16 protein-coding genes, 6 tRNA genes and 1 pseudogene are annotated in these 19370 nt (G+C 48.2%); 10 read left to right on the top strand and 13 right to left on the bottom strand.

What is annotated here, in order from left to right; all coding sequences use genetic code 11:
- Positions 1-11: 11 nt before the first annotated feature.
- The 6 genes from AKG09_RS11800 to pgsA form a co-directional block, all read right to left on the bottom strand.
- Positions 12-89, bottom strand: a tRNA-Cys gene (locus AKG09_RS11800).
- A 25-nt stretch (positions 90-114) separates the two neighbouring features.
- Positions 115-188, bottom strand: a tRNA-Cys gene (locus AKG09_RS01460).
- A 42-nt stretch (positions 189-230) separates the two neighbouring features.
- Positions 231-306, bottom strand: a tRNA-Gly gene (locus AKG09_RS01455).
- A 29-nt stretch (positions 307-335) separates the two neighbouring features.
- Positions 336-411 (bottom strand) — tRNA-Gly (locus AKG09_RS01450).
- A 29-nt stretch (positions 412-440) separates the two neighbouring features.
- Positions 441-516: transfer RNA gene (locus tag AKG09_RS01445), tRNA-Gly, on the bottom strand.
- 103 nt (positions 517-619) lie between these two features.
- A complete protein-coding gene (gene pgsA, locus AKG09_RS01440; protein WP_054617720.1) occupies positions 620-1183 on the bottom strand; it encodes a CDP-diacylglycerol--glycerol-3-phosphate 3-phosphatidyltransferase in 564 nt (187 codons plus the stop codon).
- Positions 1184-1496: 313 nt separating this feature from the next.
- Here pgsA and gyrB point away from each other — a divergent pair, with 313 nt between their 5' ends.
- Positions 1497-3887 carry a DNA topoisomerase (ATP-hydrolyzing) subunit B gene (gene gyrB, locus AKG09_RS01435; RefSeq protein ID WP_054617719.1) on the top strand — a complete coding sequence of 797 codons (2391 nt, stop codon included), beginning with the start codon at positions 1497-1499 and terminating at the stop codon, positions 3885-3887.
- 229 nt (positions 3888-4116) lie between these two features.
- On the opposite strand, the gene ilvC is transcribed toward gyrB, so the two are convergent.
- The 5 genes from ilvC to AKG09_RS01410 form a co-directional block, all read right to left on the bottom strand.
- Positions 4117-5130 carry a ketol-acid reductoisomerase gene (gene ilvC / locus AKG09_RS01430; protein WP_054617718.1) on the bottom strand — a complete coding sequence of 338 codons (1014 nt, stop codon included), beginning with the start codon at positions 5128-5130 and terminating at the stop codon, positions 4117-4119.
- A gap of 44 nt (positions 5131-5174) precedes the next feature.
- Complete coding sequence (locus AKG09_RS01425; RefSeq protein WP_054617717.1) at positions 5175-5477, bottom strand: putative quinol monooxygenase; 303 nt, start codon at positions 5475-5477, stop codon at positions 5175-5177.
- A gap of 105 nt (positions 5478-5582) precedes the next feature.
- Positions 5583-6074, bottom strand: coding sequence for an acetolactate synthase small subunit (gene ilvN / locus AKG09_RS01420; protein ID WP_054617716.1), 492 nt, complete (start codon positions 6072-6074; stop codon positions 5583-5585).
- Complete coding sequence (gene ilvB / locus AKG09_RS01415) at positions 6074-7852, bottom strand: biosynthetic-type acetolactate synthase large subunit (RefSeq protein ID WP_054617715.1); 1779 nt, start codon at positions 7850-7852, stop codon at positions 6074-6076. Before ilvB ends, ilvN begins: the two co-directional genes overlap by 1 nt.
- Positions 7853-8246: 394 nt before the next feature.
- A tRNA-Arg gene (locus tag AKG09_RS01410) sits at positions 8247-8322 on the bottom strand.
- Positions 8323-8600: 278 nt separating this feature from the next.
- Between AKG09_RS01410 and AKG09_RS01405 the strand changes: the two are divergent.
- The 4 genes and pseudogenes from AKG09_RS01405 to AKG09_RS01390 all read left to right on the top strand — a co-directional run.
- Positions 8601-9170: pseudogene (locus AKG09_RS01405) on the top strand (cytochrome c5 family protein); the annotation flags it as partial.
- A gap of 410 nt (positions 9171-9580) precedes the next feature.
- Positions 9581-10690: an anhydro-N-acetylmuramic acid kinase gene (locus AKG09_RS01400; RefSeq protein ID WP_054617713.1), complete on the top strand. Its 1110-nt coding sequence runs from the start codon at positions 9581-9583 to the stop codon at positions 10688-10690.
- A 178-nt stretch (positions 10691-10868) separates the two neighbouring features.
- Positions 10869-13301, top strand: coding sequence for a DNA translocase FtsK (locus AKG09_RS01395; protein WP_054617712.1), 2433 nt, complete (start codon positions 10869-10871; stop codon positions 13299-13301).
- A gap of 182 nt (positions 13302-13483) precedes the next feature.
- Positions 13484-13996 carry a hypothetical protein gene (locus tag AKG09_RS01390; RefSeq protein ID WP_054617711.1) on the top strand — a complete coding sequence of 171 codons (513 nt, stop codon included), beginning with the start codon at positions 13484-13486 and terminating at the stop codon, positions 13994-13996.
- Positions 13997-14064: 68 nt separating this feature from the next.
- On the opposite strand, the gene waaF is transcribed toward AKG09_RS01390, so the two are convergent.
- Together waaF and AKG09_RS01380 are read right to left on the bottom strand one after the other, a co-directional pair.
- Positions 14065-15078 (bottom strand): lipopolysaccharide heptosyltransferase II, encoded by a 1014-nt coding sequence (waaF, locus tag AKG09_RS01385; protein ID WP_054617883.1) that lies wholly within the window; start codon positions 15076-15078, stop codon positions 14065-14067.
- A gap of 73 nt (positions 15079-15151) precedes the next feature.
- Positions 15152-15340, bottom strand: a complete 189-nt coding sequence (locus AKG09_RS01380; protein WP_054617710.1) for a zinc-finger domain-containing protein — start codon at positions 15338-15340, stop codon at positions 15152-15154.
- A 193-nt stretch (positions 15341-15533) separates the two neighbouring features.
- Between AKG09_RS01380 and AKG09_RS01375 the strand changes: the two genes are divergently transcribed.
- From AKG09_RS01375 to rfaE1, 5 genes are all read left to right on the top strand, one after another.
- On the top strand, positions 15534-15875 hold the full coding sequence (locus AKG09_RS01375) for a lipopolysaccharide assembly LapA domain-containing protein (protein WP_054617709.1): 342 nt from the start codon (positions 15534-15536) through the stop codon (positions 15873-15875).
- Positions 15875-17047, top strand: a complete 1173-nt coding sequence (lapB, locus tag AKG09_RS01370) for a lipopolysaccharide assembly protein LapB (protein ID WP_054617882.1) — start codon at positions 15875-15877, stop codon at positions 17045-17047. Before AKG09_RS01375 ends, lapB begins: the two co-directional genes overlap by 1 nt.
- 68 nt (positions 17048-17115) lie before the next feature.
- Positions 17116-17598 (top strand): DMP19 family protein, encoded by a 483-nt coding sequence (locus AKG09_RS01365; protein ID WP_156320775.1) that lies wholly within the window; start codon positions 17116-17118, stop codon positions 17596-17598.
- A 34-nt stretch (positions 17599-17632) separates the two neighbouring features.
- Positions 17633-18364, top strand: coding sequence for an orotidine-5'-phosphate decarboxylase (pyrF, locus tag AKG09_RS01360; protein ID WP_054617708.1), 732 nt, complete (start codon positions 17633-17635; stop codon positions 18362-18364).
- Between the two features lie 47 nt (positions 18365-18411).
- On the top strand, positions 18412-19359 hold the full coding sequence (gene rfaE1 / locus AKG09_RS01355) for a D-glycero-beta-D-manno-heptose-7-phosphate kinase (RefSeq protein ID WP_054617707.1): 948 nt from the start codon (positions 18412-18414) through the stop codon (positions 19357-19359).
- The last annotated feature ends 11 nt before the right edge of the window (positions 19360-19370 follow it).

Here is a 19370-nt window from a genome sequence, read left to right as displayed (position 1 = left end):
TAATCAAATTGTGGAGGCGGGGGCGCGGATTTGAACCGGCCTATATGAAGGTTGCACCCTTCACAGCATAAACACTCTGCCACCCCGCCGTAAACTGGATGTATCAACAAATTTTGGAGGCGAGAGTCGGAATCGAACCGGCGTCCACGGCTTTGCAGGCCGCTGCATAACCACTCTGCCATCTCGCCATATTCAAAAACTTCTTTATTCGAAGAAAGAAGTTTAAAATCTGGAGCGGGAAACGAGTCTCGAACTCGCGACCTCAACCTTGGCAAGGTTGCGCTCTACCAACTGAGCTATTCCCGCACGGGCATATTCGATAATTACGGAATGTTTGGAGCGGGAAACGAGTCTCGAACTCGCGACCTCAACCTTGGCAAGGTTGCGCTCTACCAACTGAGCTATTCCCGCACGGGCATATTCGATAATTACGGAATGTTTGGAGCGGGAAACGAGTCTCGAACTCGCGACCTCAACCTTGGCAAGGTTGCGCTCTACCAACTGAGCTATTCCCGCATTTACAATTCTTTATTTCTAATGCAGAAAGTAAGTCTATCTGCAAAAGAAGACGCCATTATAAATATTTTAAAATTTGTGTCAATAGATTGTTTTAATTTTTTTAACGAATTTCCTGCCATGCCATTTTCAAGTAATAAAACATCGACCAGATAGTTAATATGGATGCGATAAACATCAAGACGTTACCAATAATTAGAAGATTTAAACCGTGAAAATCATCCAACCCCGCCAACAAACACAGAATGGCCGCCATTTGTGCAGTCGTTTTTAGTTTGCCTATGGTGGCAACTGCTACGCTGCCGCGTTTGCCCATTTGTGCCATCCACTCACGCAATGCCGAAATAGTGATTTCTCTGCCTATAATGATCATGGCAAACAAGGCTAAGGTTCGGTCTAGTTTGACTAATAAAATCAAAGCAACAGCAACCATCAGCTTGTCGGCAACCGGATCTAAAAATGCGCCGAAATCTGATGTTTGTTTCCATCTGCGTGCCAAAAAACCATCGAACCAGTCGGTTACAGCTGCCGCCGCAAAAATAAATGCCGCAGCCCAATTGACGGTTTGCGGGTCTATCCAGTTATGAGGTAAGTAAAACAGGGTAGTAAATACTGGAATAAGAAGAATACGCATCCAGGTTAAAAATATGGGTATGTTCCACGGCATAATTAGTGTTCTCTGGCAGGGTAAGTTTCAGACAGGCATGATTTTAAGAAATGCCTGTCTGAATAGTTTTGTGCATTATAACGGATTAGATGAGGTTTGTTGGAGCATCGATATAATCGGCAGGAAATGAATTATTGCGCGCTGCAAAATAAATACGTTTTTAGTCTTAATTAGGTTTTTCGTATACTCATTTCCATAAGCGAGGGTATTAAAAATAGGGTATAATGTGAAGCCTTTAGTTTCTAATATTTGTGTCACTTCCGTGATGCTCAAATATCATTAAATCAGTTTTAAATTCAAAGAATTATTTATTATGACCGATCAGCAACGAGAAGAATACGGCGCGGAAAGCATTCAGGTTTTGGAAGGATTGGAAGCAGTTCGGAAACGCCCAGGTATGTATATTGGCGATACGCAGGATGGCTCAGGTTTGCACCACATGGTGTTTGAAGTATTGGATAATGCGATTGACGAAGCGCTTGCCGGCCATTGCGACAAGATCAACGTTATTATTCATGCTGATAACTCAATAAGCGTTGAAGATAACGGTCGTGGTATGCCTACAGGCATTCACCCTAAAGAAGGTCGCTCGGCTGCAGAGGTAATTATGACCGTGCTCCATGCGGGCGGTAAATTTGATAATAACAGTTATAAAATTTCCGGTGGTTTGCATGGGGTGGGCGTATCGGTCGTGAATGCGCTTTCTGATTGGGTAACTCTGACAATTCACCGTGATGGTAAAGAACACTTCGTGAAGTTCGTAAATGGTGTAGCGGAAGAACCATTAAAAGAAGTTGGCCCGTCAGACAAAAAAGGCACCACGGTGTGCTTCCTCGCTAGTGAAGAAACATTTGGTAAGGTTGAATACAGCTTTGATATCTTGGCCAAGCGTATTCGTGAGCTATCATTCCTGAACAATGGTGTGGACATTGAATTGTTTGACCAACGTGACGGTAAACATGAAAACTTCGCTTTCTCCGGTGGTGTAGCAGGGTTTGTCCAATACATGAACCGCAAAAAAACACCATTGCATGAAAAAATATTTTTTGCAGCCGGTGAAAAAGAAGGCATGGGCGTAGAAGTGGCAATGCAGTGGAACGACAGCTATCAAGAGTCGGTTCAATGTTTCACCAACAATATTCCGCAGCGTGATGGCGGTACACACCTTACGGCCCTGCGCCAAGTAATGACGCGCACAATCAATAATTATATTGAAACCAATGAGATTGCCAAAAAGGCAAAAGTGGATACGGCGGGTGACGATATGCGCGAAGGTTTGACCTGCGTGCTATCGGTAAAATTGCCTGACCCGAAATTCTCATCGCAAACCAAGGACAAGTTGGTCTCCAGTGAAATCGGCCCTGTGGTTAACGAAGTTATCAGCCAAGCGCTAACAGAGTTTTTGGAAGAAAACCCCAACGAAGCGAAAATTATCTGCGGCAAAATCATTGATGCAGCAAGAGCGCGTGAGGCTGCCCGAAAAGCACGTGAAATCACTCGCAGAAAAGGTGTAATGGATGGTTTGGGCTTGCCCGGCAAGCTGGCCGACTGCCAAGAGAAAGATCCTGCTTTATCAGAGCTTTATCTGGTAGAGGGTGATTCTGCAGGAGGCTCTGCAAAACAGGGGCGTGACCGTAAGTTTCAGGCGATTTTGCCACTTAAAGGCAAAATCTTGAACGTTGAAAAAGCACGCTTCGAAAAAATGCTGGCCAGCCAAGAAGTTGCAACGTTGATTACCGCATTGGGAGCAGGCATCGGAAAAGAAGAATTCAATCCTGAAAAGTTGCGTTACCACCGCATTATCATTATGACGGATGCCGACGTGGATGGCGCGCATATCCGTACTTTGTTACTGACCTTTTTCTACCGCCAAATGCCTGAGCTTGTAGAGCGCGGCTATGTATATATCGCCCAACCACCGCTTTATAAAGCCAAACACGGCAAACAAGAACGTTATCTGAAAGATGAAGCTGAGAAGGATGAATTTCTACTCGGTTTAGCCATTGATAAAGCGAAAATTGTTTCTAATGGCCGCGTTGTCGAGGGTGAAGAGCTTGAGAAAGCAGCCAAACAGTTCTTGCAAGCAAAGACCGTTATTGAGCAGGAAAGCCGGATAATTGATGATTTGGTTTTGCGTGCAATGCTCTTGGCAGAACCAATCGATTTGTCTTCACCAGAAAGTGCCGATAAAGCTATTGCGGAGTTGATGTATCTTTTAGATGAAAAAGAAATAGCGTTGGAACACATTATCGGTAATGAAGGCAATGTGTTTATTAAAATCACGCGAAAACTTCATGGAAATGTCGTCATCAGTTATATCGAGCCTAAGTTTCTGAGTAGTAAGGCTTATCAAACCATCAGCCAGACTTCAGGCATGCTGAAAGGTTTGGTATCTAAAAATGCCAAGCTGTATAAAGGTGACAATGAATACGATATTGATAGCTTTGAAAATGCTTTGGAAATTCTGTTACAAATCGCACAGAAAGGCATGTCTATCCAGCGCTATAAAGGTTTGGGCGAGATGAATCCTGAACAGCTTTGGGAAACCACCATGGATCCGGCAGTGCGCCGCTTGCTGAAAGTGCGCATTGAAGATGCTATTGCGGCAGATGAGGTATTTGTGACTTTAATGGGCGATGAGGTTGAACCTCGTCGTGCATTTATTGAGAGCAACGCACTGATTGCGCAGAATATTGATGTGTAAAGGCTGAGCTACTACATACATGCCTGTCTGAAAAAACTGTTTCAGACAGGCATTACCACAACTCCCATTCCCTATCGCCGTACTCGTACTTGGTCTGAGTATTTCCCACAATACTACGGAAAGCCGGGGAACAATAAGCATATTTTGTTAAGTGAATTTTCTATAAATAAAATGCCTGTCTGAAAACATTTTCAGACAGGCATTTTTCATATGCTTCAAAATCGGCTACTTAGTTTTTATCCAAGTCAACCAATTTGTTTTTAGCAATCCATGGCATCATGCCGCGTAATTGCGCACCTACTTTTTCGATCTCATGATCAGCGTTCAAGCGGCGGCGGGCGGTCATGCTGGCATAGTTGGTTGCACCCTCTTGAATAAACATTTTCGCATATTCGCCTGATTGGATGCGGTAAAGCGCTTTTTTCATGGCTTCTTTAGTTGCCGGAGTAATCACTTCGGGACCGGTCACATATTCACCGTATTCCGCATTGTTAGAAATTGAATAGTTCATGTTGGCAATACCGCCTTCATACATCAAATCTACAATCAGTTTTAACTCATGCAAACATTCAAAATATGCCATTTCAGGTGCATAGCCGGCTTCTACCAGTGTTTCGAAACCGCATTTCACCAACTCTACCGCACCACCGCACAATACTGCTTGCTCACCAAACAGATCGGTTTCGGTTTCTTCACGGAAGTTGGTTTCAATCACACCACCTTTAGTTCCGCCGTTAGCAGCTGCGTAAGACATAGCAATGTCGCGAGCTTTGCCGGATTGGTCTTGATAAATAGCAATCAGAGTCGGCACGCCGCCACCTTTCAGGTACTCGCTACGAACAGTATGGCCCGGGCCTTTAGGGGCAACCATAATAACGTCTAAATCTTTGCGCGGCACGATTTGGTTATAATGAACATTAAAGCCGTGGGCAAATGCCAATACCGCGCCCTCTTTCAAGTTGGGCTCGATTTCGTTTTTATATACGACAGGCTGGTTTTCATCAGGCAACAGAATCATTACCACATCGGCAGCTTTGGTTGCATCCGCAACGCTACGTACATCATGGCCTGCTGCTTCGGCCTTTTTCCATGAACCGCCCTGACGCAGACCGATGACCACGTTTACACCTGAATCTTTCAGGTTTGCGGCATGGGCATGGCCTTGCGAACCATAGCCGATAATGGCAACGGTTTTACCTTTGATCAATGATAAATCAGCATCTTTATCGTAAAAAACTTGCATGTAAATTTCCTTAAATAAACAATAAGCGGGAAACAAATTGAGGGTTAATCAATGTTTTCAGAAACATCTTTCAATAAAACAACATCCAGCCCGTCAATCTTGCCTTCAATCGACTGTAAAAAATTTTGAAAATGATTTGAAGCTTTATGCTCTTCAACAGCCGCAGTATTTTGCCAGTTTTCAAAAAATACAAACTGGTTTTCATTGTCAAGATCTTGATGCAGATCGTAACGGATATTGCCTGCCTCATTACGGCTGGCAACAACCAATTTCCGCAATACATCAAGCAGCTCGCTCCGGTATTCGGGTTTAATGGTGATAGTGGCGGCAATTTTAACCTTGTTCATTTTATTCCTCATGAATTAGATCAAAAATCCTAAAAATCCATTATGAATTGGTTGGACCAGTTAAATTTTCAGACAGGCATTTTAATATACAGACAAAAGCTCTATCTAGATTTTCAGAATCCGCTCACCACGACCGATACCAGCCGCTCCGGTGCGCACAGTTTCAAGAATCTGGGCTTTTCCAACTGTTTCCAAAAATGAATCCAGCTTATCAGAAGATCCTGTAATTTCAACAGTATAGGTTTTATCTGTTACATCCACCACGCTGCCGCGGTAAATCTCGGTAAGCCGCAAAAACTCATCACGGTCTTTGCCGACCGCACGCAGTTTTACCAGCATCAACTCACGCTCAACAAAACGGCTTTCATTCAAATCCACCACTTTGATCACTTCAACAAGCTTATTCAATTGCTTGGTAATTTGCTCAATAACCGTTTCGTCACCATGGGTTACAATGGTCATACGAGAGAGCGTTTTGTCTTCCGTAGCAGCTACCGACAGCGAATCAATGTTGTAATCACGAGCCGAAAACAAGCCCACCACGCGGCTCATCGCGCCTGATTCATTCTCCATCAGGATAGATAATATATGTCGCATTATGGCACGCTCCTTGTATCGTAATCGCGGTCTGTAACTTCATTCACGTCAGAATCTTGCGGGGTTTGGCGCATATGCAGCGGCAATACCATTTCATCTAGGCCTTTACCGTTACCCACCATCGGAAATACGTTTTGTTTCTTATCCGTGATGAAATCCAAAAACACCAAACGGTCTTTTTGTTTCAATGCCTCAAGAAACGCACCTTCCACGTCGGATTTCTTGTGTACGCGGATACCGATATGGCCGTAAGCTTCAGCAAGTTTGACAAAATCCGGCAAAGAATCAAAATAGGTTTCCGATTCTCGGTTGCTGTAATACAGCTCTTGCCACTGCCTTACCATACCTAAATAGCCATTGTTCAATGTCACAATATTAATCGGCAATTTATATTGTAAACAGGTAGAAAGTTCCTGAATATTCATCTGAACCGAACCTTCGCCCGTAATACAGAACACATCTTGATCCGGCGCCGCCAATTTAGCACCCATAGCATAAGGAATACCTACGCCCATCGTGCCCAAACCGCCTGAATTCAACCATTGGCGCGGCCGTTCAAACGGATAATATTGAGCAGCAAACATTTGATGTTGGCCTACGTCCGATGTGATGATGGCAGAATTATTGGTCACTTCAGCAAGCTTCTGCACTACATATTGCGGCTTGATAAGTTCTCCGTCATCTTCAAACCACAAGCAATTGCGGCTGCGCCAACTCTCAACAGTTTGCCACCATTTTTCAAGAGCAGTAGCGTTGATACTCAACTCTTGCTTTTTCCACAAGCCAATCATTTCAGAAAGAACGTTTTTCACATCCCCCACAATCGGCACATCCACTTTCACCCGCTTGGCAATGCTTGAGGGATCAATGTCGATATGAATAATTTTTTTGGCTTTTTCAAAGAATTTTGAAGGTACGGAAACCACGCGGTCATCAAAACGTGCGCCTACAGCGAAGACCACATCGGCATTTTGCATAGCCAGATTCGCTTCATAAGTACCGTGCATACCCAACATACCGAGATATTGACGATCACTCGAAGGATAAGCGCCCAAACCCATCAATGTGCCGGTACACGGTGCGCCGGTAAGCTTCACGAAATCAATCAGTTCCTGATGAGCATTGCCTAACACAATGCCTCCGCCGAAATAAACGATGGGCCGTTTAGCCGAAGCAAACATTTGTACCGCTTTTTTAATCTGCCCTGCATGGCCTTGTTTAACCGGCTGGTAGGAACGGATAAAAATGTCTTCTTGCGGATAGCTGAATTTTGCCATCGCTTGGGTAACATCTTTCGGAATATCCACCACCACAGGGCCGGGTCGGCCGCTGGCAGCAATCTGAAACGCTTTTTTAATCGTGCTTGTCAAATCATTGATATCGGTGACGAGGAAATTATGCTTCACGCACGGTCGGGTAATGCCTACGGTATCTACTTCCTGAAACGCATCACTGCCGATGGCTGGCGTGCCAACCTGACCCGTAATCACCACAATCGGAATCGAATCAGAATAAGCTGTAGCGATACCCGTTACCGCATTGGTCGCACCCGGACCCGAAGTAACCAGTGCCACGCCTACTTTGCCGCTTGTACGTGCATAAGCATCAGCCGCATGTACCGCCGCTTGCTCGTGACGAACCAGGATATGCTTGAATTTGTTCAATTGAAAAAGCGCATCATAAATTTCAAGAACTGCGCCGCCGGGATAACCGAAAACGTATTCCACGCCTTCAGCTTTTAGACTCTGCACGAGTATTTGTGCACCTGATAATTGCATGATTGCCTCTTTTATATTCTGCAGGTAAATCAATAGGAAACATCAGCTTCGCCACAGCATCTGTAATGCTTGTTTTCCGAACAACGATTTAGGGTACGCGATACGGAATCATCCGGCGACAACCAGAGCGCTTCAATCAATTGAAATAGCTGCTTGAGGTTTATTAAAAATTTAAAAAAGAATAAAGTTTGCGTAAGGTAGCGCAAATTATCGGTGAAATCAAGCGAAATTACAGGCTGTTTCAAAATAATTTAACAACACCTGAAGAAGACAATTTGTTGGAGATGAGCGGTAAACAAAAAGCCATCACAACACATTAATTGAACAAATCAAAAAACAGCCGCATTTCATTATAACGAGAATGTTTCGGCTGCTTTGATAATATTGGGAACTTTGGCGCACCCGACTGGGATCGAACCAGCGACCTTCAGCTTCGGAAACTGACGCTCTTCCAACTGAGCTACGGGTACAAGCGAGCCGATAAGATACCCGAAAAGCGGCACTTTGGCAAAATTTTCTGATGTTGTTTTGCATTTTTTACACAGCCTGCAACCAACCCAAAAACCTCACCTCCCAACTATAATTTACCGTGTTAAAATAATTTTTAAATCTTTTTTGAGATAAGCCAAACTTAAATGATTGGAAAACACGCCCGAATTCAGTATAATCCAGCAAATTATTGTTAATACAATTTAACAAATTAATAAAATTTCGTCCAAAACGATATCTATCGGCGAGGCCAAAACACATGAACCATACAACCAAACAAAGTGTCCGCGGATCAACCGCTTTTACCCTGATCAGCGGCATTGTTATTCTTCTTGCGACCTTGTTTTTTTTAGTGCGCTTGGCAACCAGCGGCTATTTTAGCAATGTTGATGAAATGACGGCAGATGCTGTTGCGACACGCATCATGCCTACAGGCAACGTTACCATGGGCGATGGTGTGCCCGTGGGTATGCGCCAAGGTGATCGGATTTTCCAAAAAGTATGTGTCCAATGCCACGCGACTGACAGCACCGTAGCCGGCGCACCACGTATTACCAATAATGCAGACTGGGCCCCGCGCATTGCAAAAGGTTTTGATACCTTATTTACTCATGCATTAAACGGCTTTAACAATATGCCCGCCAAAGGCGGCGCAAGCGATTTGACTGATGATGAATTAAAACGCGCCATTGCCTACATGACAAACGAATCCGGCGGCAAATTTGAAGCGCCCGCGGTACCTGCTTCGGCAGCTTCTGATGCTGCTGCTTCAGGAGAAGCGCCCGCAGCTGCCGCATCACCGGCTTCTCCGGCACAAGCCAGCGCAAAAAAATAATTTATCAATCTGCATAAAAAGCGTACCCTACTGGGTACGCCTTTTTGCTTAAAATTTTCATATAATGAAATGGTCAATAAATTGATACAAAATAGCAGGTAAAAGGCCGTTCAGACGCACACAAAAACAAACAACACCATAGAATATTAAGTTTTTCAATTATATAAACCTATAGCCGATCAACACATTAATGCAAGGCAGCAAGCTGAAGACAATACAGGTCGTACGGGACTGGTTTTGTTGCTGCTTTAGCGCTTACAAAATCGTTCTCTTTAAGCTAAGGCACTAGCAACAACGTAGCAAGCATTAAGTTGATTGACTATATTACCGCTTTGAACTCATCGCCTAATGCCTGTCTGAAACCAAGTTTCAGACAGGCATTGCCCAATATAAACCGAGGTAGTATGAACAATTCCCATCAACTTTATATCGGCATTATGTCCGGCACCAGTATGGATGGTGCAGACGCCGTGCTGATCCGCATGAACGGCACACAATGGCAGGCTGCTCAGGCGCATGCGTTTGTACCGTATGACAACCAATTAAAAAAATCCTTATTGGACTTGCAAAACATCAGCGAAAACGAGCTGCACAAAAGCATGACACTTGCCCAAGAACTCAGCTCACTCTACGCGGAAACAGTTCATACCCTTCTTAAAGAAACCGGCGTTCAGGCACATGAAATTACCGCCATCGGCTGCCACGGTCAAACTGTACGGCATGCCCCGGAATCAGCATACAGTATCCAACTGGCCAACCTTTCCCAGCTTGCAGAACAAACCGGTATTTTTACCATTGGCGACTTCCGCAGCCGCGATTTGGCGGCAGGCGGCCAAGGCGCACCATTAGTGCCTTCTTTCCACGAGGCCGTGTTCAAATCCAATCAGGAAACCCGCGTGGTGTTGAACTTGGGCGGCATTGCCAACATCAGCGTATTGCCTGCCGATTCGCATGCATTTGGTTTTGACACAGGCCCCGGCAATATGCTGATGGACGCTTGGGTCGATACCATTTGGCAACAGGCTTATGATGCCAATGGCGAAAAAGCGGCGCAAGGCACCATTCTGCCAGACTTACTGGCCAAATTGCTTGCCCATCCCTACTTTCAGCTTCCACCGCCTAAAAGTACCGGGCGCGAACTGTTTTCGCTAAATTGGCTGCGCACCTTCTTAAGCGGCCATGAAAACCCACACGATGTTTTGCGCACCTTAGTCGAATATACTGCGCAGAGTACCGCCTCAGCCATCGCGCAATCCGCCCCTGATGCGCGCCAAGTGTACGTTGGCGGAGGAGGCATACGTAACACTTTGCTGGTTAACACGCTGCAAACCTGTTTGCAGCCTTACAACATAACACTACACAGCACCGCCGAATTAAACCTTGACCCGCAATGGCTGGAAGCCGCCGCATTCGGCTGGCTCGCCGCCTGCTGGATTAACCGCACCCCCAGCAATCCGCATCACGCCACAGGCGCCCGCAAGCCCTGCATTTTGGGTGCCGGATACTATGCTTGATTACCATACAACCAACATCATCCATGCCTGTCTGAAACCCATATTTTCAGACAGGCATCGGCTTTCTTACTTTCCGGCGGATACTGTATAATTCACACTATTCATCTCTGAATAACACTATTCAAACAAACGGAATGTTCCGCTTCACAACATTCAGACAGGCATTAGCTTAACTTTTATGGCAAACACATCACCTCAAAAATCCAAATCCCCTCACGGCAGAACAACACGCAAATCGCTTGCCACGCCCAAGCCGCAAGCCGAAAAACCCTTGCCGAAAACCAAAATCGACATCAAGCCGCCCAAACGGCCGAAAGGCGTTGTAAACAACCAAGAAAAAAACAAACGCAACGAACACATTGCCAACTTGGTCGGCGATACACTCTGGCTGCTCGGTTTGGTGGCGGTCATTTATATTGCCGTGTCGCTGTTGAGCTTTTCCATGACCGACCCCGCCTGGTCGCGCAGTGTGCCTGCTGCCGATAATGTACGCAATATGGGCGGCCTATTCGGCGCTTATTTTTCCGACGTCAGCTATTACCTGTTCGGCCTTTCCTTCTGGTGGTTTCTGATTGCCGGGTTGGTTTTTCTCGTAAAAAACTTCCGCCCGCTGCAAAAACCCGAGCAAAAACCGTATAACACAGGCATCGCGCTGGCCGCTCTAACCGTGCTGCTACTATGCAGCCCTGTTTTAGAAGTGTTTATTTTTAAAGATGAATTAGCAGGAGAATTACCCGTTGGTGCGGGCGGGTTGTTCGGCTCGTTTATCGCTTCCGGCATGAGCTGGCTGCTCGGCAATACCGGCAGTTTATTGATTATGCTGGTGATTCTGCTTTTGGCTTTGTCTCTGCTGATTCAGGTTTCCTGGCTCGATATGATGGAAAAAACCGGCCAAAAAATGGAATGGGCATGGACGAAATTCCAACGCAGGAAAAACGGCTACATCGCTGAAATGCCTGATTCCAAAACCACACGCCGTATGGTGCGCGAAGCCAAACAAATCACAGCCGAGCCTGTGCCCATGCTGGAAAACAGCAGCAGCAACCGCAAAGCGGTGCCTGTTTCCATAGCACCGCCTGTTCCCGTACAAACCGCGCTGTTCGATGACAAAGGCAAAGCAGCCGAGCCGCTGCCGCCCGGCGAATATGCCAAACCCAACCTTCACTTGCTCAGCACGCCCAAAAACGATGTGCTGCCGCCTAATCCCGAAACCTTGCAACAAACTGCGGAACGCATCGAAGCCAAGCTGCTGGAATTCGGCATTGAAGTGCAAGTGGTCAGCGCCACCGCCGGCCCCGTGATTACCCGTTTTGAAATCGAGCCGGCCCAGGGCGTAAAAGGCAGCCAAATTGTGAACCTTTCCAAAGACTTGGCGCGTTCGCTTTCTATGCAGTCGGTGCGCGTGGTGGAAACTATTCCGGGCAAAAATACGATGGGTATCGAGATTCCCAACGAGCGCCGCCAGGAAGTGTTGCTGCAAGAAATCTTTTCTTCTTCCGTATTTAACGATGCCAAATCCAAGCTCACCGTTGCTTTGGGTAAAGACATTGCCGGTGTGCCGGTTGTGGGCGACTTGGCAAAAATGCCGCATCTGCTGGTTGGCGGCATGACCGGTTCGGGTAAGTCCGTAGGCGTGAACGCCATGATTATGTCGATGCTGTTCAAAGCCACGCCCGATGAAGTGCGCTTTATTATGATCGACCCGAAAATGCTGGAATTGAGCGTGTACGAAGGCATCCCGCACCTGCTCTGCCCCGTAGTAACCGATATGCGCGAAGCCGGCCAAGCGCTGAACTGGTGCGTTACCGAAATGGAAAAACGCTACCGCCTGCTTTCCCATGCCGGTGTGCGCAATCTGGAAGGCTTTAATAAAAAAATCGAAGAAGCCAAAGCGGCAGGCAAACCGATCCCCAACCCGTTCAGCTTGAACCCGGACGACCCCGAGCCGCTGGAAAAACTGCCGCTGATTGTAGTGGTGATTGACGAGCTGGCCGACTTGATGATGACCGAACGCAAAGCCGTTGAGCAGCAAATCGCCCGCCTGGCGCAAAAAGCGCGCGCCGCAGGCATCCACATGATTGTGGCCACCCAACGCCCGAGTGTGGATGTGATTACCGGCCTGATTAAAGCCAACATTCCAACCCGCATGGCCTTTACCGTGCAAAGCAAAATCGACAGCCGCACTATTCTCGACCAAATGGGTGCGGAAGACTTGCTCAAATACGGCGATTTGCTGTTTCTCCAGCCCGGCAATGCCGAGCCTACCCGCTTGCAGGGCGCGTTTGTGTCCGACCACGAAGTGCATGAAGTGGTATCGCATATCAAACGCCAAGCACCGGCCAACTATATCGAAGGCCTGCTTACCGGCGAAGCAGCGCTGGAAACCACCAACGTGGTTAATCCCAATGCCAACAGCGATGAATTGTTCGACCAAGCCGTGGCCTTTGTATTGGAATCCCGTAAAACCTCGATCTCCTCGCTACAACGTCATCTGCGGATCGGCTATAACCGCGCCGCCAATTTGGTTCAGGCGCTGGAAGAAGCGGGCGTGCTTTCCGAAGCCGATTCAAGCGGTGCACGCAAAATACTGGCACAAAAAGACCATCTTTAAAGCAGATGCCTGTCTGAAACGCTTTTCAGACAGGCATTTTTACATTGCACCGAATCCCGATTAAATTCAAACCCATAAGCCACAATCAATTTATATCGACAAATTTTACCGTTTATCCGGGCCAGACCCGATTGAACCTAACGCCATAACGGCAGTCAAACGCCCAAAGGAGATTGACCGTAATGAAATACAAAAATTTTGTAACGCCTCTACTACTCGCACTTGCCTTATCGGCATGCGGCTCCGGCCAGCCCGATAACGAGCTTTCTTCTTCGGAAGAGCTGGCACACATCGAAAGCGCCAGCAGTGCCTACGCAGACGCCTCCGAAGCTCCCCCTCCCGATATGCTGCCTGATGATTATGCTTCAGGCGAAGCACCGCAAGACTACGACAACCTGATTCCCGCCGGCGGCAACCGCACCGTAAACTACCGCTCCGACAAAGGCAGCGCCACCGCCGTATATGATAATTCCGGCGATATGCCCGTTGTGCGCCTCACCATAGGCAGCCAGCCCGAAGCCGTGTTGAAGCAAACCGATGCCCTGCCGCAAGGCGCTGTTTATAGCAACGGCAGCATTACCTGGGAAACCGAAGGTTCTTCCGCCAAACTTACGCAAGGCGGCACCAGCACCAACTTCACCGAAGCCCAGGCGCCAAGCCAAACCGCGGCTGCTTCTGCCGCATCAGGTAAATAGCCGTTGCCTGCGGAAAACCATAACAAATGCCTGTCTGAACACTTTCAGACAGGCATTTCTCAATAAGCTTACTGTGCATCCCTATGCGCCCGATTCCACACAATTTCCGGCGTCAAATTATTCAAACAATCCGTATGCCCCAGCGGGCATTCACGTTTAAAACAAGGCGAGCATGTCAAATTCAAACTCACCACTTGGGCTTTATCGCTCAACGGCGGCGTATGGTCGGGGCTTGAAGAGCCGTATATAGCCAACAATTTGCACCCCAAAGCGGCCGCAAGGTGCATCAGCCCACTGTCATTACAAATCACCGTATCGGCGCAAGCAAGCAAATCTATCGCTTCCGACAAACTGGTTTTGCCGCATAAATTAATGCAGATACCGCCGCACAAAGCATTGATTTCTTCTGCAATATCAAAATCTTTTTGCGAACCGAAAATCCAAATTTGCCAACCTTCCTCCGCATAACGGCGCGCCAGTTCGGCAAAATGCTTGGGCGGCCAACGTTTGGCCGGGCCGTATTCCGCACCCGGGCAGAATGCAAGCACAGGCTGATCGGTGTTCAAGCCATGCTCTGCCAATGCAGCCTGCTGGTTTTCCGGGTCTATCTGAAATTGCGGATTATCGGAATACCCGTTAAACGCCTCTTGTCTGGGATAAGCCAAAGAAGTATAGCGGTCGACCATTAAAGGCAGGTAGTCTTTATTGAGCTTTCGGATATCGTTGAGTAACAAATAGCGCGACTCGCCCACATAACCGGTGCGCTGACGGATGCCGGTAGCAGCGGCAATCAGCGCAGACTTCAGCGAACCTGGCAACACAATCACTTGGTCATACCCTTGTTTACCCAGCTCCCGTCCGACTTTCCAGCGTTTTTTCAACTCCAACTCACCGTGGCCGAACGGGTTTTCAATAATGCGGCTCACTTCCGGCATGCGCTCAAACACAGCCATCGACCATTTCGGCGCAAACACGTCTATCACAGAGCCCGGGTAAAGCTTGAGCAAGCGGCGGAACAGCGGCTGCGTCATAACACAATCGCCAATCCAGCTCGGAGAAATAATGAGGATTTTCTTAGACATATTCGTCATCTAATAGCCAATGCCTGTCTGAAGCAACGATGTGCGGCTTTCAGACAGGCATTGCTTCAATCACTTAATGATGGCCTTTGATTTCACCGTCCAGCCGATAAACCGTGCCGCAATAGGGGCATTCCACCGTACTGTTTGATTCAATGGGCAAAAACACACGCGGGTGGCCGTTCCAGGTTTCATTTTTCGGGCCGGAGCAATGCAGCGGCAAATCATGCGGAGTGATAACAACAGGTTCGCGGGTTTCGCTCATGATTGGTTCCTTAATCAGGTTATCGGGTTAGTTTTATGGCGGTTATTGTACGACATAAGTATGCAGTTGTGTATGCTCCCGGCAAAGTGATTACACATGATTTTTTATAGCCCATCCGCCATTAAAATTCGTCTCAAAGCCTTAAATCGTTTAAACTAGCGGCAGAATGCGTCAACTCGACCCGGAGCGAATAATGAAATTTATTTCCTTAATTTTTAAAATTCTGATTCTTATCGTATTTTTAATTCTGGCTATTAACAATCTGCAAAAAGTACCGTTTTTCTATCTGCCTGCGCAACAGATTGATCTGCCGCTGATTGCCTTATTGTTCGGCTTTTTCGTGATCGGTGCCGTGTTCGGCGTACTGGCCATGTTCGGTCGCCTGTTGACCCTGCGCAGCGAAAACAACCGCCTGCGCCGCGAAGTAGAAAAAACCGCCCGTATGAATGCGCAAGATTTATATGCGCCCGCTCCCCTGCCCCATAACCCGGCTCCGGCCGCCGCCGCCAACAAGAAAGAAGCGGAAACCAAATGATGGAAACCGAAACTTGGATCTGGCTGGTGCCGATTATTCTTTTGCCGGTATTTTTCGCCATGGGTTGGTTTGCCGCACGTGTAGATATGAAAACCGTGCTGCGCCATGCCAAAAGCGTGCCCGCCGGATTTTACAAAAGCTTGGACGCTCTGGTTGACCGCAATACCGGACAAGCTGCCCGCAACCTCGCCGAAGTGGTGGATTTACGGCCCGCAGATTCTTATGATTTAAGCCTTACCTTAGGCAAGCTTTACCGCCTGCGCGGCGAAAACGACAAGGCCATTGCCATGCACAAAGCTTTGCTTGATTCGCCAGACACCGTGGGCGAAAAACGCGAGCGCGTGCTGTTTGAACTGGGGCAAGACTACCAAAATGCCGGTTTGGTTGACCGAGCCGAGCAGATTTTTTTGGAATTGCAACAAAGCAATATGGCCAAAGAAGCGCATGAAAAACTGCTTAATATCTACCAGCAAGACCGCGATTGGGAAAAAGCCATTGCCATGGCTAAGCTGCTCAGTCACGACGAATTGACCTACCAGTTCGAGATTGCCCAGTTTTATTGTGAAATGGCGCAGGCCGCTTTGTTCAAATCCGACTTCGACAGCGCACACCAGCATGCCCAAGCTGCTCTGGCAGCCAATTCAAAATGCACCCGCGCCAATATGATTTTGGGCGACATCGAGCTCAAACGCGGCAACTACCGCGCTGCGCTGGATGCCTATGCTGCCATCGAAAAGCAAAACCATGCTTACCTGAGCATGGTGGGCGAGCGGATTTACGATGCCTACGATGCCCTTGGCAAATCCGAAGAAGGCTTGCATGTATTGGTGAGCTATGCCGAAGCATTTCCGCAAGTCGATTTAATCAACGTGATTTACGAAAAATCCCTGCTGCTTAAAGGCGAGAAAGCCGCCAACGAAACCGCAGTAGAAATCGTGCGCCGCAAGCCCGATTTAAACGGCGTGTACCGCCTGCTCGGCCTGCAAATCCGCGATATGAATCCCACTTGGAAAAGCGATGCCGATATGGTACGAAGCGTTATCGGCCGTCAACTACAGAAAAACTGGATGTACCGCTGCCGCCACTGCCATTTCAAATCGCAAGCCTTTTTCTGGCATTGCCCCGCCTGCAACAAATGGGAAACGTTCACACCGAACAAAATTGAAGTTTGATACTGTTCAGACAGGCATTGTCTTTACGATGCCTGTCTGAACACCAACAACCCACAGCGCCGATTATCATGCTTGATTTAAACCCGCAATCCTACGATTCACCCGAACAATTTATTTACACGTTGGCCGACTATTATTTCGCCTATTTAGAAACCCACGGCGACGCGGCAGCCGACCGGCTTACCGATGAGCAACACACTTTGATGGCTTATGTTTATCTCGACAGCCAAGTGCAGGAAGGCGGTTTTGTGCAGCTTATCGCTTCGGGCTACGGCGAATATGTGTTGCTCAACCCGCTCGCCGACAGTCTGCGCCGCTGGAAAATCAAACCCACACCCAAAATCCTCGATCAAGCCAAAGCCCTTTATCAGAAATACGGCGAAAAAATTGAGCATTTAAGCTCGGAAGGTGCCGAGTTGGACAGCTTGAGGACACAATTTCCCGAATTTGAAGAGCTGGATGCCGATTATTACGACTGCGCCGAAGCAGACATGGCAGCAGCAGCCGAATACATTGCCCATCACGCAACCAAATTCAGCATCTCGCCGTAATGCCTGTCTGAAAGCCATAATTTAAGGATGCACCATGAACCCTTTAATCACCGATTTCACCCCGCCCGCTCCCTATTCACCCGTGATCGTGGCGCTGGATTTTGCTAACGAAGCCGACACACTTCATTTCGTGCGCAAGCTGGATCCCGCACTCTGCCAATTGAAAATCGGCAAAGAATTATTCACCGCCACCGGCCGAAATCTCGCCGAAAAACTGATTAACCAAGGCTTCAAGCTTTTTCTCGACTTAAAATACCACGACATCCCCAACACCGTTGCGCAAGCATGCAAAGTTGCCGCCGATATGGGAGTGTGGATGGTGGATATGCATGCTTCGGGTGGTCGCCGCATGATGGAAGCTGCCGCCGAAGCCGTGGCTAACCACAGCCACAAACCTTTATTGATCGGCGTCACCGTGCTGACCAGTATGGAGCAAAGCGATTTGGCAGAAATCGGGCTTACGCTACCAGTGGAAGAATTGGTTGTGCGCTGGGCCAAGCTCGCCCAAAGTTCGGGCTTAGACGGCGTAGTCTGCTCCGCCTTGGAAGCCGCTCCGCTACGCGCCGCTTTAGGCAACAGTTTCATATTGGTTACTCCCGGCATCCGCCTCGACATCACCGGCAATAACGACGACCAACGCCGCATCATGACACCGGCGCAAGCCCTCGCTGCAGGCTCCAGCTACCTCGTGATGGGCAGGCCGATTACCCAAGCGGCCGATCCCGTGGCAGTATTGCGCGAAATAAACACCCTTACTGCTTCATAAAGCCCCAATGCCTGTCTGAAAACATACGAGATGCAAGAAAGAACACCATGATTCTCTACGCAGAAACCCTGAGAAGCCGCTTAGCCAATGCCCGCGTTTTAGTGGTGGGCGACGTGATGCTCGACCGCTACTGGTTCGGCGATGTATCCCGCATTTCCCCCGAAGCGCCGGTGCCTGTTGCCAAAATCGACAAAACCGACCAACGCGCGGGCGGCGCTGCAAACGTAGCGCGCAATATCGCCGCGCTCGGCGGGCAGGCTGCTTTACTTTCCGTTACCGGCGATGACGAAGCTGCCGACAGCCTCGATATGCTGATGAACAAATGGGGCGTATCGGCACATCTGCTACGCGATGCCGCCATCTCCACCACAGTGAAGCTGCGCGTTATCGCACGCAACCAGCAACTGATCCGCCTTGATTTCGAAGATAACCCCAATCACGAAATATTGGTGCAAGTACAAGAGCAATACAAAGCGCTGCTGCCGCAATATGATTTGGTGATTTTGTCTGACTACGGCAAAGGCGGCCTTACCCATGTCACCACCTTTATCGACTGGGCACGCGAAGCCGGCAAGCCCGTGTTAATCGACCCCAAAGGCGATGATTATGAAAAATACGCAGGCGCCACCCTTCTCACACCCAACCGCGCGGAATTAAAAGAAGTGGTCGGCAGCTGGAAAGATGAAGCCACGCTCACAGAAAAAGCCCAACAGCTACGCCGCCGCCTCGGCTTAAACGCCCTTCTGCTCACACGCAGCGAAGAAGGTATGACGCTCTTCCGCGACGGCGACCCACACCACCAACCCACCCAAGCGCGCGAAGTGTATGATGTTTCCGGCGCGGGCGACACCGTGATTGCCGGCATGGGCTTAGCCTTAGCCGCAGGTTTGGATTTACCTGAAGCCATGCAGCTGGCCAACATTGCTGCGGGTGTTGTTGTCGGTAAAGTCGGTACGGCCGTATGCTCTTTTGAGGAGTTGGCAGAGGGGCTTTAAATACCTTATAT

The organism is Neisseria sp. 83E34 (genome assembly GCF_001308015.1).
Lineage (GTDB): Bacteria > Pseudomonadota > Gammaproteobacteria > Burkholderiales > Neisseriaceae > Neisseria.
Note: the sequence above shows the minus strand (reverse complement) of the source record. Positions and strands in the feature narration are given on the sequence as shown.